At 41.9% G+C, this 16,871-nt stretch carries 16 protein-coding genes; 13 read left to right on the forward strand and 3 right to left on the reverse strand.

Features of this window, described 5'->3' with window-relative positions; translation table 11 throughout:
* A partial coding sequence (locus tag Q7U10_11240) for a FecR family protein (GenBank protein MDO8283174.1) occupies positions 1 to 889 on the reverse strand: 889 nt, incomplete at its 3' end.
* 90 nt (positions 890 to 979) lie between these two features.
* Complete coding sequence (locus Q7U10_11245; GenBank protein ID MDO8283175.1) at positions 980 to 3,517, reverse strand: O-antigen ligase family protein; 2,538 nt, start codon at positions 3,515 to 3,517, stop codon at positions 980 to 982.
* 289 nt (positions 3,518 to 3,806) lie between these two features.
* Between Q7U10_11245 and Q7U10_11250 the strand changes: the two genes are divergently transcribed.
* From Q7U10_11250 to Q7U10_11280, 7 genes are all read left to right on the forward strand, one after another.
* Positions 3,807 to 4,772, forward strand: coding sequence for a peptidylprolyl isomerase (locus tag Q7U10_11250; protein MDO8283176.1), 966 nt, complete (start codon positions 3,807 to 3,809; stop codon positions 4,770 to 4,772).
* Between the two features lie 19 nt (positions 4,773 to 4,791).
* On the forward strand, positions 4,792 to 6,252 hold the full coding sequence (gene guaB, locus Q7U10_11255; GenBank protein ID MDO8283177.1) for an IMP dehydrogenase: 1,461 nt from the start codon (positions 4,792 to 4,794) through the stop codon (positions 6,250 to 6,252).
* 4 nt (positions 6,253 to 6,256) lie between these two features.
* Positions 6,257 to 7,795: a glutamine-hydrolyzing GMP synthase gene (guaA, locus tag Q7U10_11260; GenBank protein ID MDO8283178.1), complete on the forward strand. Its 1,539-nt coding sequence runs from the start codon at positions 6,257 to 6,259 to the stop codon at positions 7,793 to 7,795.
* A gap of 147 nt (positions 7,796 to 7,942) precedes the next feature.
* The gene (locus Q7U10_11265) at positions 7,943 to 8,359 is read left to right on the forward strand and encodes a glycine zipper 2TM domain-containing protein (protein MDO8283179.1); all 417 of its coding nucleotides are present in this window, start codon (positions 7,943 to 7,945) and stop codon (positions 8,357 to 8,359) included.
* 100 nt (positions 8,360 to 8,459) lie between these two features.
* Positions 8,460 to 8,780, forward strand: coding sequence for a DUF4258 domain-containing protein (locus Q7U10_11270; GenBank protein ID MDO8283180.1), 321 nt, complete (start codon positions 8,460 to 8,462; stop codon positions 8,778 to 8,780).
* Entirely contained in the window at positions 8,777 to 9,019 is a 243-nt protein-coding gene (locus tag Q7U10_11275; protein ID MDO8283181.1) for a YgiT-type zinc finger protein, read from the forward strand. The genes Q7U10_11270 and Q7U10_11275 overlap by 4 nt, the downstream gene beginning before the upstream one ends.
* Before the next feature lie 44 nt (positions 9,020 to 9,063).
* Positions 9,064 to 9,294: a hypothetical protein gene (locus tag Q7U10_11280; protein MDO8283182.1), complete on the forward strand. Its 231-nt coding sequence runs from the start codon at positions 9,064 to 9,066 to the stop codon at positions 9,292 to 9,294.
* A gap of 175 nt (positions 9,295 to 9,469) precedes the next feature.
* Here Q7U10_11280 and Q7U10_11285 read toward each other — a convergent pair whose 3' ends face one another.
* Positions 9,470 to 9,682: a hypothetical protein gene (locus Q7U10_11285; GenBank protein MDO8283183.1), complete on the reverse strand. Its 213-nt coding sequence runs from the start codon at positions 9,680 to 9,682 to the stop codon at positions 9,470 to 9,472.
* Between the two features lie 210 nt (positions 9,683 to 9,892).
* On the opposite strand from Q7U10_11285, the gene Q7U10_11290 reads away from it, so the two are divergent.
* The 6 genes from Q7U10_11290 (at position 9,893) to aspS (ending at position 16,868) form a co-directional block, all read left to right on the forward strand.
* Positions 9,893 to 11,329: a hypothetical protein gene (locus Q7U10_11290; GenBank protein MDO8283184.1), complete on the forward strand. Its 1,437-nt coding sequence runs from the start codon at positions 9,893 to 9,895 to the stop codon at positions 11,327 to 11,329.
* A gap of 35 nt (positions 11,330 to 11,364) precedes the next feature.
* Positions 11,365 to 12,162: a hypothetical protein gene (locus Q7U10_11295; GenBank protein ID MDO8283185.1), complete on the forward strand. Its 798-nt coding sequence runs from the start codon at positions 11,365 to 11,367 to the stop codon at positions 12,160 to 12,162.
* Positions 12,163 to 12,171: 9 nt separating this feature from the next.
* On the forward strand, positions 12,172 to 13,494 hold the full coding sequence (locus Q7U10_11300; protein MDO8283186.1) for a hypothetical protein: 1,323 nt from the start codon (positions 12,172 to 12,174) through the stop codon (positions 13,492 to 13,494).
* A gap of 9 nt (positions 13,495 to 13,503) precedes the next feature.
* A complete protein-coding gene (locus tag Q7U10_11305; protein MDO8283187.1) occupies positions 13,504 to 14,142 on the forward strand; it encodes a hypothetical protein in 639 nt (212 codons plus the stop codon).
* A 226-nt stretch (positions 14,143 to 14,368) separates the two neighbouring features.
* Positions 14,369 to 15,109: a pseudouridine synthase gene (locus Q7U10_11310; GenBank protein ID MDO8283188.1), complete on the forward strand. Its 741-nt coding sequence runs from the start codon at positions 14,369 to 14,371 to the stop codon at positions 15,107 to 15,109.
* Entirely contained in the window at positions 15,099 to 16,868 is a 1,770-nt protein-coding gene (gene aspS / locus Q7U10_11315; GenBank protein ID MDO8283189.1) for an aspartate--tRNA ligase, read from the forward strand. The genes Q7U10_11310 and aspS overlap by 11 nt, the downstream gene beginning before the upstream one ends.
* Positions 16,869 to 16,871: the final 3 nt, after the last annotated feature.

A 16,871-nucleotide genomic window follows, 5' to 3' on the forward strand; every position in this document is an offset into this window, starting at 1 on the left:
GATCATCAGAGTTGTCAATAACCGCAGCACCGTTCTCACACTTCTGGCAGGAGCCTGGGTCATCAGAGTTGTCAATAACCGCAGCACCGTTCTCACACTTCTGGCAGGAGCCTGGGTCATCAGAGTTGTCAATAACCGCAGCACCGTTCTCACACTTCTGGCAAGAACCTAGGTCTTCAGAGTTATCAATAACCGCAGCACCGTTCTCACACTTCTGGCAAGAGCCGGGGTCTTGGGTATTATCCGGCACACAGATCCCGCCCTCAGGCCGGCTACATGCTTCGCATATAATTGTATCTTGTGTAAGTTGTATTAATAGATCCTCAGGGGTTTGAACAGGTTCTGTTGTCTGCCCATCTCTCTGCATAATGCTCATATATCCCTGAATTACAGTTCTACTGTATTGAGGTTGTCCTATTGCAGAAATGTCAACTTCGCCAAGAAGAACAGCCAATCCGGTTTCTTTATTTACATACCAGACTAAGAACTTAGTGCCTCTGACTCCTGCGACCGCATTGGGAGTGTGTATCTCAAATTTACCTTTGCCTGAAGTGGCTTCTAATGTACCGGTTAAAAGTTCAAATACAGCGCGGCCTTTTTTATTGCCGTTGCCTTCAAGATACTCTTTGATGGCAAGTTTTGAGTTTTCACCGAGAGTTATTATGCTGGCATCATTGAATTTCAGTCTTGCACGGGATGAGCCGGAGGTCTCAATAATATCTGTACTAAATATAATGTCTCCTTTTTGAGCAGGTATTGTTTCATTTTGCCTTAGGAGATTGACTTTCCCGGTTACGTTTGCGACGGTTCCGACATTCTCAGCAGCGTTGGCAAAGGAAGGGATGAGGAGCATTATGGAAAGAAATAATATAAATAGCTTTATTTTCATCTGAACCTCACAATAATATAATTGTTATAGGTTAATCTATTTTTATATAGTGATACAAAGATGTCAATATTATCAAATCAGGTAAAAAAGCTATATGCCAAGTGCTTCATAAATTTCATGTATGGCATCACTACAACTAATATATTCAGGATTGATCTCAAGGCATTTTTTCCACGTGTCAACGGCCTCCTGATACAACCCCATCTGTTTATAGCTCAATCCTAACTGATAACGATAACTCATGTCCAGAGGTTTAAGGGATACGGCTTTTTTTATCGCTTCGAGGGCTTTTTCGGAAATACCCATCCCATGGTAACAAATATATATATTGAAAAACAATTCCGCGCTGTCTGCTTTGTACTGAAGTCCCGCCTGTAAAGTGCTTACAGCTTCTGCCATACGCCTTGATCTGCGGTAAAGTTCGGAAAGTTTTACATGAAGTGCAATATCTTCAGGCTTCTCAGCTATCAATCTTTGATAGATAGATATGGCTTTTTCATGGGTTCCTGTCTTTTCATAGCTGTCGGCCATCTGTATTAAGAGGGATGGTTCATTGCCAAATTTATTCAGATAATTATTGCCGGTTTTAAGTGCCTGAGCATACTCTTCAGCATCGTATAAACCGCGAAGATGTGTAACGGCGTTCATGACTGTCGGCTGAAGAGAGAACGCATAAGACCGCTCAGTTAAGGCAGCCTGTTTCTTCCCCTTATTGAAGAGGTATGTCGCAAACCTGTTTCTGGCATCTGCGATTTCCGGCATCGCATTTTTGATCTTGTCATAATCCTGCGTAACCTCCCATATCTCATCAAGCACCATGAATATATTTGAATATAGGCTATCCAGCCTGAGGAACTCTTGATACTCTTTGAATGCGCTGCTGAGGGAACCTTTCTTAAGATAGAATGTGCCAAGGTCATAATGTGCATAAGCGCTTGCCGGTGCAAAATAAATAGCATTTTCATATGAGTCTTCAGCTTCTTTAAATCTTTCTAACTTCTCCAGAATAAAACCTTTTTTTGAATAGTAATAGCTTCTTGAGGGTGATTCATTTATAGCGTCATCATAATATTTGAGGGATTTTATCAGGAATGACTTTTTTTCAGACATATTGTTGGAATCACTTGATCTTGCTGCCATTACGTCGCCCATAGTTATTAAATGCAATGCATTTCCCGGGTCAAGATAAATGGCTTTACTGATAGCCGCGGTTGCGAATTCATAATCTTTATTATTTATATGTCTCTTTGCTTGTTTCAGATATATATTGCCAAGAAGAGGCGAAATAACAATTACAAATATTATTAGACTCAATAAGGAGATACTGATAATAGCCGGGATTCTCCATTTTTTGTTTAATGAAAAGGAACATATTCCGGATCGTTTATCAGAGGGCAGGTGATTGGCAGAAGCCAGAGCAATGGCAGCACATACGGAAAAGAGTATGGCATTTGAAGGTATCTGAAAATTAAAGTCGGTAATTCCATGTACGAGAAGAGAGAAACAGCCTGTGAGAGCCCCCAATCCAATTGCTTGCAAATGCTTATCCGGAAGAGCGGCAGACTTTTTGAATACATTAAAAAAAAGCGCCGTTGCACATAAAACAGCTGAGATGATGCCGATGATTCCTGTCTCTGCTGTGAGTTCCAGGTAATCGTTATGAGCATGATCAATAAAACTCCTCATTAAATTTTCAGTCTGATAACGCGGGAAAGTGTCTTTGAATGTGCCGAGCCCGGTGCCGAACCATGGATTGTCTGAGATAATATTTAGCGTGCTTTTCCAGATTTCCAGTCTCCCACTGCCGGCAAGCATCGGGTCTTCAAGTGTCCACATCCTCTTTAGAACGGGTTCCAGGCCAAGCCATGTGGAAACCAGCAGGATGAGCATGGAGAAGCCTGCCAGCAGCCATACAGTCTTACGGCGACTATTACTGAGTGTTAAAACTGTCAATAGAAAGAACATTCCGGCAAGAAGGCCTATAGTCCCTCCTCTGGATAAGGAGAACAAGACTGCGGTTGCAGTATATACGCCGAGCAATATCAGCAAGATACGTTTTGCACCGCTGCTTGCCAGTGCCAGACCGAAACAGAGCCAGGTAATAATCTCCAGATAACCGGCGAAATGGTTGTGATTTACAAATGTAAGCGAAATCATGTGATGGTTGAGGGAAAATATTTTTAGACCGGTTAGCTCTCCGCCAGCCAGTACTAATCCGGCGGTCGCAAAGGTACTTCCGAATATGATCAGTACCCATACGATTCTTAAGAGATTCCCCCTGTCTCTTATTGAGTAAAAAACAAAGTAAAAGAGAGCCATGTAATTGATTAGTTTGTAAAGCTGGATCCGGCTTGCGTAGGGATATACAGAGAGCAACGCTGAAAGACAGGAAATAGAAAGAAATATTATCGCGGCAAGATCTACCGGAGAGCGGTGTATGGTTATGCGCCCTTCGAGTATCATCGAAAGGATCCAGAGAAAAATCATGGCGATTGATAAAGTATGCATTACCGTGACAGACCAGATCTCTACAGATCCGTATGCCAGTGGCGTAAAGATCAGAAGAGAATATAGAAGGATCTGATTTATTGAAGCGATAGATGGTGTGATTGCTGATTTGTTAATCATTTTTCAAGGCCGGCCAATATGCTTTATAAGGCATTCATAACCTGTTAACGGTGTATTAAAAGGAAAAAATATCTGCTTATACATTATTTAATATAATGGTTTCCTGGTTAATTTTCTAATTATATTAACGATTTTTACATATATAATATTCTTTATGGCAGACCTTTTGATTATCTTGATTTAAACTTGAAAGAATGGCATAATTGTCACTTCTCAGGGAAGTGTTGCATCATATGTCAGATTTATACTCTTCTAACATTATTATTCAGTATCAAACAGAGGCTTATTAATGAGAAATCCATTATCACTTGCTTTTAAGGCCGTTATATTGCTCATACTTATAGGGCAGATCCTTATTCCTAAAGGGGCTTACAGCGCCATATTTCTTGACAAGGTCGTCGCAACCGTCAATGGTGAGCTTATCACCTGGAGCGAGCTTATGAGTGTTGTCGAGGTTGAGGGAGCAAAGTCTCTTGAGGGCCTTGAGGGCAAAGAGAGGGAGGCCAAGTCCGGTGAGATCGCGAAGTATCTGCTTAACAGCATGATAGATGTAAAGCTGCAGCTGATGGAGGCGAAGAAACTGGGGTTTGATGTATCTGACAATGAGCTTGAGTCTGCAATTGCTGATATAAAAACGAGGTACAACCTGTCTTCTGAGGCGTTAATAACCTCTCTGAAATTAGAGGGCTTTACGCTTGAAGAGTATAAAAAGAGGCTTTCAGAACAGATACTGCTTTCCAAGATTTCAAACTACAGGGTCAAAAACAATATCCTTATCACTGACGCTGAGATAAAGGAATATTACAATTCCGGGGAAGGCAGCGCAGAGGTAAGGATAAGGCAGATATTCTTTTCAATGCCTGAGAGCGACGAACAGAAGGCAGCTCTTAATAAGAGGGCTGAGGAAGTGATGCAGCGGATAAAAGCAGGTGAGAATTTTGCTTCTCTTGCCATTGAATTCTCAGAGGATGCAAGCAAGGAGTTTGGCGGTGACCTTGGTTTTATAGGCCACGGGACTATTCTGAATGAGGTTGAGGACGTTGCCTTCAGCCTTAAGACCGGTGAGGTAAGCGCCCCATTCTGGAGTCCGGCAGGACTTCACATCGTAAAGGTTGAGGAGACAAGGGTGGGCGGTGCATCAAAAGAGTCTGAAGAAAATGTAAAGGATATCATCTTCCAGAGAAAATACAATATGATGTATGACCAGTGGATCAAGATGCTCAGGGAGAATGCTTATATAGAGGTCAATTTATAATAAGTTAAGGGGTGCGCATATGCTGCAAGACGATATAAAGATAGGACTTACATTTGATGATGTTCTGCTTCTTCCCGCAAAGTCAGGCGTGCTGCCGAGGGATGTCAATGTCAGCGCGCGTTTTACAAAGAAGATCAAACTTAATATCCCTCTTGTAAGTTCGGCAATGGATACTGTTACAGAGACCTCTCTTGCTATTGCTATTGCCAGAGAGGGGGGGATCGGCATCATTCATCGCGCAATGCCGATAGCCCGGCAGGCTTCTGAAGTTGATAATGTAAAGAAATCCGAGAGCGGGATGATCCTGGATCCTATAACCCTCAGCCCCGATGACAAGATAGTTAGGGCGCGTGACCTTATGAAGAGGTATAAGATATCAGGTGTGCCGATAGTTAAGGGGAAAAAACTGGTCGGCATCCTTACCAATAGGGACCTGAGGTTTGAGACAAACCTTCAGAAAAAAGCCTCTGAGGTCATGACAAGGAAGGGGCTTGTTACAGCCCCTGTCGGTACAAGCCTTAACTCTGCCGAAGATATACTTCATAAGCATAAGATAGAGAAGCTGCCTATAGTTGATGATGATTTCAATTTGGTAGGCCTTATCACCATAAAGGATATTGAAAAGAGAAGAAAGTACCCAAATGCATGCAAGGATGAATTCGGAAGGCTGAGAGTTGGAGCCGCGCTTGGTGTAGGGCCGGAGACGCTGGAATCTGCAGACTTCCTTATCAAGGCCGGTGTGGATGCGCTGGTAGTTGATACTGCTCACGGACATTCACAGTTTGTGATTGAGATGGTAAAGGAGCTGAAGAAGAAGTACAGAAATATTGAGATCATCGCAGGGAACGTGGCAACTGCAGAGGCGACCAGAGACCTGATAAAGGCCGGTGTCAGCGCTGTAAAGGTGGGCGTAGGCCCGGGCTCTATCTGTACCACAAGGATAGTGGCAGGAGCCGGTGTGCCGCAGATGACCGCCATAAAGGAGTGCGCAAGGGTAGCGGATGCCGCCGGCATACCGATAATTGCAGACGGCGGAATTAAATTTTCAGGTGATGTTACAAAGGCGATAGCAGCAGGCGCAAGCTGCGTTATGATAGGCGGACTCTTTGCAGGCACTGATGAGAGTCCAGGTGAGCTTGTGCTTTTCCAGGGCAGAAGCTACAAGGTCTACAGGGGCATGGGCTCTCTTGGGGCTATGGAGTCAGGTTCAAAAGACAGGTATTTTCAGGCAGGGGTCGAGTCAAAGAAGCTTGTGCCTGAAGGCGTTGAGGGAAGGGTTCCGTATAAAGGGCCGTTGGCTGCCAGTGTGCATCAGCTTGTCGGCGGCCTAAGGTCAGGCATGGGTTACTGCGGCTGCAGGAACATTGAAGAGCTTCGCAAGAAATCGCGTTTTATCCGTATAACACCGGCAGGCCTCAGAGAGAGCCATGTGCATGATGTGGTTGTAACAAGAGAAGCCCCGAACTACACCACGGAATAGCGCTATGCATGAAGAGAATATCTTAGTCCTGGACTTTGGTTCACAATACACCCAGCTTATAGCAAGGCGCATCAGGGAGAACAAGGTATATTCCGAGATACTCCCATATAATGCCGATCTCCAAAAGATAAAGTCTTTTTCTCCAAAAGGGATAATCCTTTCAGGCGGCCCCTCAAGCGTATACGAAAAGAACGCCCCCATGCCGGATAAGCGGATATTTGAACTCGGCATCCCGATACTTGGCATCTGCTATGGCATGCAGTTAATGGCGCATGTATTCGGAGGCAAGGTAGCAAAGAGCATCAAGAGAGAGTACGGCAGGGCTGTGCTTAAGATAGACGATAAGAATGATATCTTCAAGGGTATCCCTCAGGGCAAGGTCGTATGGATGAGCCACGGCGACAAGATATTGAAGTACCCTTCCGGTTTCAAATCTATCGCTCACACTGATAATTCACCGGTTGCGGCAATGGCTGACAAAAAGAGGGGCCTCTTCGCATTTCAGTTCCATCCCGAGGTAGCGCATACTGAATATGGCGTCAGCATATTAAAGAACTTCATCTTTAATATCGCTAAATGTAAACCCGAGTGGACTATGGGTTCCTTCATCGATGCTACCACAATAGAGATAAAGAAGAAGGTTGGGAATGACAAGATAATATGCGCCATAAGCGGCGGTGTTGACTCTTCAGTCACAGCTGTTCTGCTGAATAGAGCTGTTAAAAAACAGCTGACCTGCATTTTTGTGGATAACGGGCTTCTCAGAATGGGAGAGGCTGATAAAGTCGTTAAGATGCTGAAGAGGAATTTCCGTATAAACCTGATACACGTGGATGCAGTTGACAGATTTCTCAACAAGCTGAAGGGGGTTGTTGACCCGGAGAGAAAGCGTAAGATCATCGGCAATGAATTTATAAAGATATTTCAGGAAGAGGCTAAAAAGATAAAGGATGCAAAGTACCTTGCGCAGGGCACTTTATACCCGGATGTAATAGAGAGCACCTCATTTAAAGGCCCGTCCGCAGTGATCAAGAGCCACCATAACGTAGGCGGCCTTCTTGCAAATATGAAGCTCAAGCTTGTTGAGCCTCTGAGGGAGCTATTTAAAGACGAGGTCAGGGCGTTAGGCAGGGAGCTGGGCATGTCTGATGAGGTTATAAACAGGCAGCCCTTCCCGGGTCCGGGCCTTGGGATCAGGATCATCGGCAAGGTTACACACCTGAGAGCCGAGATACTTCGCAAGGCAGATGCGATCGTGCTTGAAGAGATAAAGAAAGCCGGCCTCTATCATGATATTTGGCAGGCCTTTGCAGTCCTGCTTCCGATCAAGACCGTTGGTGTCATGGGAGATGAGCGTACGTATGAGAATGTTATTGCCGTAAGGGCTGTGACTAGTGTCGACGGGATGACAGCTGACTGGGCAAAGATCCCTTATGATGTTCTGGGTATAATTTCCAACAGGATAATCAACGAGGTAAAGGGCGTTAACAGGGTTGTATATGATATAAGCTCAAAACCTCCCGGAACGATAGAGTGGGAGTAGGGACCTTCATCCCCCGCGTTTCATAATAACTTCACACATTTCTTTTATCGTAATTACACAAAAGGTTTGACTTGCAGATGAAGTTGATAGGTGGTATATATAAGTAGAATATCAAAATAGGTGTAATCATTTAATAAGGAGGGGATCATGAAGAAGTTTGTTTCAGTCATAGCTTTAATTTCATTCTTTGCATTGGCATCAGGCTGCACACAGTATCATACACAGGGCGCGGCAGTCGGAGGCGCGGCAGGCGGCCTTGCCGGAGCTCTTCTTGACCATAAGAACCCGTGGAAAGGCGGCATAATAGGCGCGGCATTAGGCGCAATCCTCGGGGCAACCATCACTGATATTTCAATGAAGGCTTCACAGGAAGCAGCGGCAACAGGAAAGCCTGTACAGTACAAGACTGAAGACGGCCGTGGAGTATATCGTGCCGACCCTGTTGACTATAACGCCCAGACCAACTGCCATAAGGTGCACGAAACAGTATGGGAAGACGGCAGGATAGTAAAAGACCAGATTAGGGAAGTCTGCGAAGGTAACAAGACAGAGCAGAGATACTAAAGACACAGGTTTTTGTAATAAGGCATAATCTATGAGGGCTGCGGCGACGCAGCCCTTTTTGCTTATTAGCGGCAGATTTTCTCTTATGCTAAACTGTCATATGGATTTGATTAGACGATGTAAAGAGCTGGTAAATAGTGCGGACTATAGACTAACCTTTCATGCTGAAATAGAAAGAGACGCTGACTGTATAAGCATTATTGAGCTGGAAGAAGCTTTGACTAATGATTCATGCGAATTGATTGAAAATTATCCTGACGATCAGAGGGGGCATTCTTTTTTATTGCTTGGTTTTTTATCACAGAATCAACCTGTTCATGCAGTCTGCTCGATTCATGAGGATACTTTAGTTATAATAACAGTATACAGGCCTGATCAGGAGTTATGGATTAACTGGAGAACAAGAAAGGAGAAGAAATGAAGACATGTCCATTTTGTAAGGGTAACATTGAGACTCATAAAATCGACCATATGCACAAATGGGGCTCAGAATTTTATCTTTTTGAAAATACAGAGGCTGAGGTTTGTAAACAATGCGGAGAAATCTTCTTTCGTCCTGATACATTAAAATTGTTTGATAAGTATGTAGCAGAAAAGAAAAAAGGGAAGAGAACTATTCATGTTCCTGTCATTGAGATGTCCAGCACCGCAAGGGCATAGCTCATCAGATTTCTACCCTGATATAGAGCATTTAATCTGAATAAATGAAAACACTGGCTTTGATAAAGGAAATCAATATTGATAGAACCCTAAAATCTCTCCTTGACGAGTTAGAAGATGAATGCCTGCATGTTACAAGCCTTATTGAAGCTCTCAAGATTAAAGAATTGACAGAAGTTCAGAGAGAAGAGATATTGGGAGAATTATCTGCGGCGCTAAATCATTTAAAGATACATTCACAGGAAGTTGAGCTGGCAATTGATAACACGGCTTAAAATGGTCATTCCGGCGGCTGAATTCCGCCTACTGTTGGCTTGTCCGGAATCTTTCGGCAATAGAGCTTACTGCTAAACATGATGCTTTCCCCACAACTCCTTTTCCAGTTTCATGAGTGAGAAATAGTGTTCCTTTAGTCACTCCGTCTTATGGTTCGGCAGTTGAGTCTCTCAGCTACATCAATGTGTGGATTAGGAACATTGCAAGGGCGATCTGAATAGTAATCCCGATGCCAATAACCACAAGACATCCTCCCCCTGTAATCATTTTGCCAATCTTTCTCTCTCGTCCGCTTTTGGTTAGCGGAATGCCAATGGATCGGGAGATCTTAGACTTAGCTGCAGAGATTCCTACAAGTCTTTTCCATGAAAAGCCACCTCGATTCATGTTGAATGTCCTCCTATATTAATGATGGATTTTATCAATATTGAACGGATTTATTCAAGAGATCCAATCAGCCAGTCCCATTAGCGAAACTGTAGGTAAATTTTTTGATAAAAACAGCGTTAAAAGTGTTAAAATGATTTCAATAAAAAAGAAAAATTAAATAGTTAAGTCAGTTATTATAATGCGCTGTGACTAATTAAGGGAGGAGAAATGGGGAATTTTGTAAGAGGTATGCTTGTAAAGCAACTTGAGGAATTTAAAAAGAAGGGGGTTGCTCAAGCAGCTAGAAATCTTCCTGCTTCGACTGCCATTGTGCCAGATACCAATGAAACTGAAATTATTACAGATGCTAGGGGTTATATTAACGAATCGACTAGTGGTTATTTAGCAAATCTTGCAAATATTGACCGTCAAGCCAATAACTTTACTAATGAAATAGATAATGTTAAAGCTACATGTAGTGCAGAGATAGAGCAAAATACAATCGAACCATCCTTCAATGCTATATTGGCCAATCATAGTAATAGCCTGATATCAGTTCAAGAGGAAGAGTTAATAGCAAGAGCACAACTGGAAGGATTTAAGCATAAACATGGGTTACAGAGGTCTGCAAAATACCCAGAAGACAACTTGCATCATTTCTCACTGCTTATTTTATTTGTTGCAATTGAAACAGCAGTAAATGCTTTTTTTTATGAGGCTCAATCAGGAGGCTTGCTTGGTGGTGCTGTTATTGCACTAGCTGTCTCTGTTGTCAATATGGGGATTGCCGTATTTTTTGGTATTTTTTTTAGACATGTCCACCTCAATGATTCCAAACAAAAGTTAATTGGATATAGTTCGATACTTAGTTTTATTATGTTAGCAGTTGTTCTTAATCTAATTTTCTCAACCTTCAGAGTTCAGTTTGCTTTAATTGCGGACTCATCAGATCAAGTGCAGCTTGGAAAGGCTTTCCTTATATCTACTAAGGAAGCATTTGGAGTATTTACATTGCATTTTCCGAGTGTTGACTTTATGAGCTTTATTCTTTTCTTTGTTGGTTTAGGCTGTTGCGTGGTTGGTTTCTACAAAGGTTACACTATAGATGATTCTTGCCCAGGTTATGGTGATTTGGATCGGAGATATAAAGAGGCCAAGAATGAGTTTGAAGCAAAAAGAGAAGTTGCTATAAATGATTTAAAGCGTTCTCTGGATCAAAAAATAAGAGATATTGAAAAACTACTTACCAATGTTTTGGATCTTCAGAGAAAAGTTGCAGCTCTTAAGGCTGAGGCTCTTAACTCTCAAGCAGAATACAGTGCAAATATAGATACAATACAAAGTGAGCTCGATTTACTTATAAAGGCATATAGGGATTCTAATAGTGCAGTAAGGTCAGTATCTCAACCGAGTTATTTCACAGAAAGGGTTAGCGTACTTCCAGAAACTGACTATTCGGAAAAACTGAATGCATTAATTAAAAAGATTGATGATGTAACCTTGCAGTCAAAACAAATGCAAGACGCTCATGGCAAGTCACTCAACGACATTAAGATTAATAGACAGCAGGAAATAACAGAACTATATACGAATGGAATACCTAAATTCTTTGCAAGAATAGTGTCTGATGCGGAAGCTAACATTGCCAAGAATTCTCACGAATAAAAATATTTGTAATATATTTAGGGGGCGTTCCAATTATGAACAATCGTAGAAAAGCTTGGTTAACTATTATAGGTTCGGCTTCTTTTATTTTATTAATATTCATTAGTAAAATATTTATCACTCCTAAGCCCGATTGTAATCCTGATGTAAAAGCTAAGACATTAATTATTATTGATCGTACTGAAGAAGTAGCAACTCAAACAGCTGATTTAATCGTGGATCGTGCATGGGATTTTATCTCTAATAAAGTGAAAGAAGGGGAAAAAGTTTCTGTTTTCTCGATAACGGAGGGTTCCAAGAAGAATCTCAAACCAGCTTTCTCTATGTGTAAACCTCGAAAAAATGGCAATAGATTCTTTGAAAATGCAAAGAAAGTTAATGAACGTTTCAAGATAAATTTCGAGGAACCTCTCAGACTCGTTATATCGGCCCCAATAGGCAGTGAAAATGAAACACCACTTGCTCAGGGATTGATCGATTTAAGTCTTGATGACAACTCTTTCCGATCCTCTGATATTTCGGATGTGCTAATTTTTTCAGATTTTCTTGAGAATACTTCCTGCTTTTCAATGTATAAAAATTGCCTTGATGGACAGGCGGCTATAAAACAATTCCGTAACTGTCGAGTCGGTGCTGTTGAGCGCCCTAAGTTTAAGAATATTTGCATTAGAATGAATATTATTCCAAGAACAAATAACGCAGATATTACACAACAAACTTTAAGCTGTCGTGCTATGTTTTGGAATTGGTTTTTTGGCGATAGTGAGGGTAATACATGTGTCGGCGAAGTGGACAATCCCCATATAATAATAGATTACATGGGGGGAGGTTAATTATAAATTATGCATAAATCTTTTTTTCCTCTTTTTGCAATCACATTTATTATCATAATAATCGCTACCTTTTTTAGCAGTGGGAATGCACATTTCATCCCAATTCTATGTGGATTGCTACCGATAGCAATCTATCATTCTATCCTTTTGCGCAAGAAGGAACCTCCTCTCACCCCTAATGAAGTCGACAGCATTTACTATTTTGGTTTTTTAGTTACTATCGTTATTTTAGTGACTACTGCAATTTCAATGGGTTTGAAAAATGACAGCAAACCTGATCTTAAAGCAATCATGCTTCAGTTTGGATTTGGTCTTGCTGCAACTGGATACGCACTATTTGCCCGGTTACAATTATTAACAAAACTTAACAGTTTTTCTGAAGCCGACATTCTGACCTCAACAAAAAACTTGTCAGACAGAATTGATAGTATAACTTCTGAATTAACTAGAGCTCAGTATCAAATTACTGGCTTTATTGATCTATCGGAACTGAGCTTCAATCAAGTGAAAGGGAATTTCGATAATAGTTGCTCATCTATCTTGACAAGCACTTCTTCAACAATTAAAGAGTCTACACAACAATTTTCTGAGGCTATTTCTTCTGTTATGGAGGAAATAGGGAGAATTCAGACTGAAGCTGAATCAATCAGTTTTTCGCTTGCATCAGGAAAAATAGCTTTATTCTCAAGCGAATTGAATATTTCAATGAAAAAGATTGCTGACACAGCAACTAAAATAGGTGATGAGACTAATGAAGCTATTACTCAACTGACTAAGGCTGCTAGAAAAATGCTGAAGCTTGCTAGTCAAATTACTGATAGTGCCGAGTCTTTACAGTCATTAGATAACCTAGTTAATATGGCAAGTAATATTGTTGTTGCACTTGATCTTATGTCTCAGTCAGCAGTTGCATCTGAAAAGGCTTTATCATCTATGGAAGCAAGCATTAAACAGGCTAGCACGAGTATAAGTGATAAAATTATACATCCAGTTAATTCATCTACGATACATGATGTTTTGAAAGAGGTAACAACATCATTTGCGGAAATGAGATCAACAACTGAAGCTATGACTTTGTCATTTTCTTCTGTTGCAATGCCATTAAAAAACCAAATGAACATTTTTCATGAACGACTGCAATCATTAAGTGATACGATTAACAATTTAAATGGAGCAATTATTTCAAATGATATCGTTCCTGGACTCATATCAGCTAAGGAGAAAATTCAGAATTTTGAAATTAAAATAGGTCAAGATGAAGGTTTACTTACAAATCGAGTGTCTGAGATGTTAAGGTCTATTACTCTTGACCAACAAGCAAATGATTCGTAGGGGTATTAATTGAAGCAGTCTGAGCAAGCACTATACATAACATTAATTGATTTTTTAATTCAGATTATTTTTATTGGATTGGTTGTTGGAGTAGTGTACGCTGTTTCACAAACTGAGGATGATAAGTCAAAAAACAATGCAAACAAACTTGAAGTAATAGCTAAAGATTCTGGTATGAATGTTGAGGAGTTATTAGATTATATGAGTAAATTAGGCCCGATAAAAACACTCGGACCTGCTGAATCTGCTCCAGGTCTCTTCAAATTGGGAAAAGAATTAGAAAACTTAGTTGCTAAAGTTGGAGGTGTTGATGAGGCAAAAAATATTCTAAAAAAAAGTGGGGGGCAAGGTTATGAATCATGCCTACCAGATAAAAAGGCTATTGTTACATTCCATGCATATGAAAACTACATAACTGTTGATGGAAAGACAAAAGAATTTGATACCTTACTATCTCAACTTGGTGTATCAGCAAACAAAATTGATAAAATGACTTTTTCTGAGTTTAAAGAAAACTTTAATAGGGTAATAAAAGACAACCCAAACTGCAGATACAATGTAAATATAATTGAACACAGTGATTTTAAAAAACCTCGTGATGTTATCCGAACATGTTTTTGGCCTAAGTCTTATAAAAATGCTGAATAATTTGCCTCAGAGTAGTCTATCCTAAACCCTGCCCCACAGCTCGCTAGGCTTTCTTACGCCAAAGGAATTTGCACAGAAGGAAGAAAAATCTTACTGGAAAACTCTAACTTATAATGGCACTATAGCTGAGGGTAGTTCAGAGGTAGTTCACGATATCTAATCTCTTGTGACAATGAAAGGGCCTTTGTGATAAGATTAATGTCGCTGAAAATGGCGGATTAATATTATGGAAGAACGTCTTCAAAAGATCATCGCAATGGTAGGCATCGCTTCAAGAAGAAAGGCTGAAGAGCTGATCTCTGAAGGGAAGGTGACTGTAAACGGAAAGATCGCAAGCCTTGGAATGAAGGCAGACCCTGACGTAGACCATATAAAGGTCAGCGGCAAGCTCCTTAAATTATCAGGGCCCAAGGTTTACATGGCCTTTCACAAACCGGAAAGATGCATCACTGCTTTGAGCGACCCACAGCGCAGGCTTACTGTCAAGGATTTTTTAAAAGGGGTAAAGATAAGCGTATTTCCCGTAGGCAGGCTTGACTATGATTCTGAAGGCCTTCTTATACTTACAAATGACGGGGAACTGGCAAACGCGATACTTCAGCCTAAGAATAAGATACCTAAGACATACCTTGTTAAGATCGAGGGGTTTCTTGAGGATAAGCACATACAGAAGCTCCAGAAAGGCATAAGGCTTGATGACGGGTTGACCGCTCCTGCCAAGGTAAAGAGGGTCAGAAAGACTGAGGCCAATTCCTGGATAGAGATAACAATATATGAAGGCAGAAAGAGGCAGATAAGAAGGATGATGGAGAGGCTCGGCCATGATGTTATTAAACTTAGGAGAACCAGGATCGCAGGAATAGACCTTGGCAAACTGCCTAAAGGCGTATTCCGCTATCTTACGCATGATGAGGTAGTAAAGCTGAAAGAACTGGTCTTTCCTGAAAAGGTAAAACATGAGAACTAATTACTGCGGAGAGATAAGAGAAGAGAATATCGGCGCTGAGGTGACGCTTGCCGGATGGGTACACAGGTGGAGGGACCACGGCGGTGTTGTGTTTATCGACCTCAGGGACAGGAGCGGAGTTGTGCAGCTTGTCTTTAATCCTGAGACTGACGCTGAAATAGTTAAGGCAGCCCAAAAGATAAGGAACGAGTTCGTGCTTCAGATCAAGGGTGAGGTTTCTAAGAGGCCGCCTGAAACAGAAAATAAATCGCTGCCTACAGGGCAGATAGAAATAATAGTCAGAGAGCTTATTGTGCTCAATGAATCAAAACCTCTTCCGTTCATGGTTGAAGACGACACAGATGCCTCTGAGCAGCTGCGGTTCAGGCACAGGTATCTTGACCTTAGAAGGCCTATTATCCAGAAGAACTTGATCCTGAGGCATCAGGTCACAAGGACGATGAGGGAATATCTTGATGCAAAAGGGTTTCTGGATATTGAGACACCTGTACTTACAAAGAGCACTCCTGAAGGCGCAAGGGATTATCTTGTACCGAGCAGGCTGAACCCCGGCCATTTTTATGCGCTTCCGCAGTCGCCCCAGATATTCAAGCAGATACTCATGGTATCAGGTTTGGAGAAGTACTACCAGATAGTAAAATGTTTCAGGGATGAAGACCTGCGAGCTGACAGGCAGCCTGAATTTACACAGCTTGACCTTGAGATGTCCTTTGTAACACGGGACGACATAATGGGACTTATTGAGACTCTCCTGAAGAAGATCATGAAGGATCTGAAAGGTATGGAGTTCAGCGAGCCGTTTCAAAGGCTTTCATATAATGAATCGCTCCAAAGGTATGGAAGCGACAAGCCTGACCTGAGGTTCGGGCTTGAGCTCAAGGATGTAAGCGATATTGTGAAGGATGGATCGTTCAAGGTCTTTCTTGGCGCGCTGTCAGGCGGAGGTATTGTAAAGGGCATTAACGCAAAAGGCCTTGCCGGTTACTCAAGAAAGGAGATGGATGACCTCACAAAAGAGGCGCAGTCCTATGGGGCAAAAGGCCTTGCCTGGATAAAGATAAAGGATGGTTTTGAATCACCTATCGCAAAGTTCTTTTCTGAAGATATTCTCAAAGCTCTTGCAGAGAGGCTTGAGGCGGAAGAGGGCGACTTGCTCTTATTCGTAGCTGACAGCGTGCAGTCCACAAATGCCACGCTCGCAAAACTAAGGGATGAGCTTGCATCAAGGCTTAAACTTATAAAAGACGGTGCATATAAATTTGTATGGATAACCGACTACCCGCTTTATGAATGGAACCCTGATGAAAAGCGTTATGACGCGATGCATCATCCGTTCACAAGCCCTATGGAAGAGGATATGGAACTCTTTCTCAATCGCGGTAATGATGATGTCAAAGATGTCAGGGCTCAGGCTTATGACATAGTCCTGAACGGTTATGAGATCGGCGGCGGAAGCATACGTATCCACAGAAAAGAGGTTCAGGACAGGATGTTCGAGCTTCTTAATATGAAAAAAGAAGATGCTGACGCAAAGTTCGGTTTTCTACTTGAGGCGCTTGAATTCGGCGCGCCTCCCCACGGCGGCATCGCGCTCGGCCTTGACAGGCTGGTAATGCTGCTTGCAAATGCCAGGTCGATCAGGGACGTTATAGCATTCCCGAAGACACAGAAGGCTGTATGCCCCTTAAGCAACGCCCCATCCGCAGTTGATGATAAGCAGTTGAGAGATCTCAGTATCAAGCTTGATATTGTTGAATAGCCT

It is taken from the genome of Thermodesulfovibrionia bacterium, from assembly GCA_030646035.1.
Classification (GTDB): domain Bacteria; phylum Nitrospirota; class Thermodesulfovibrionia; order UBA6902; family UBA6902; genus JACQZG01.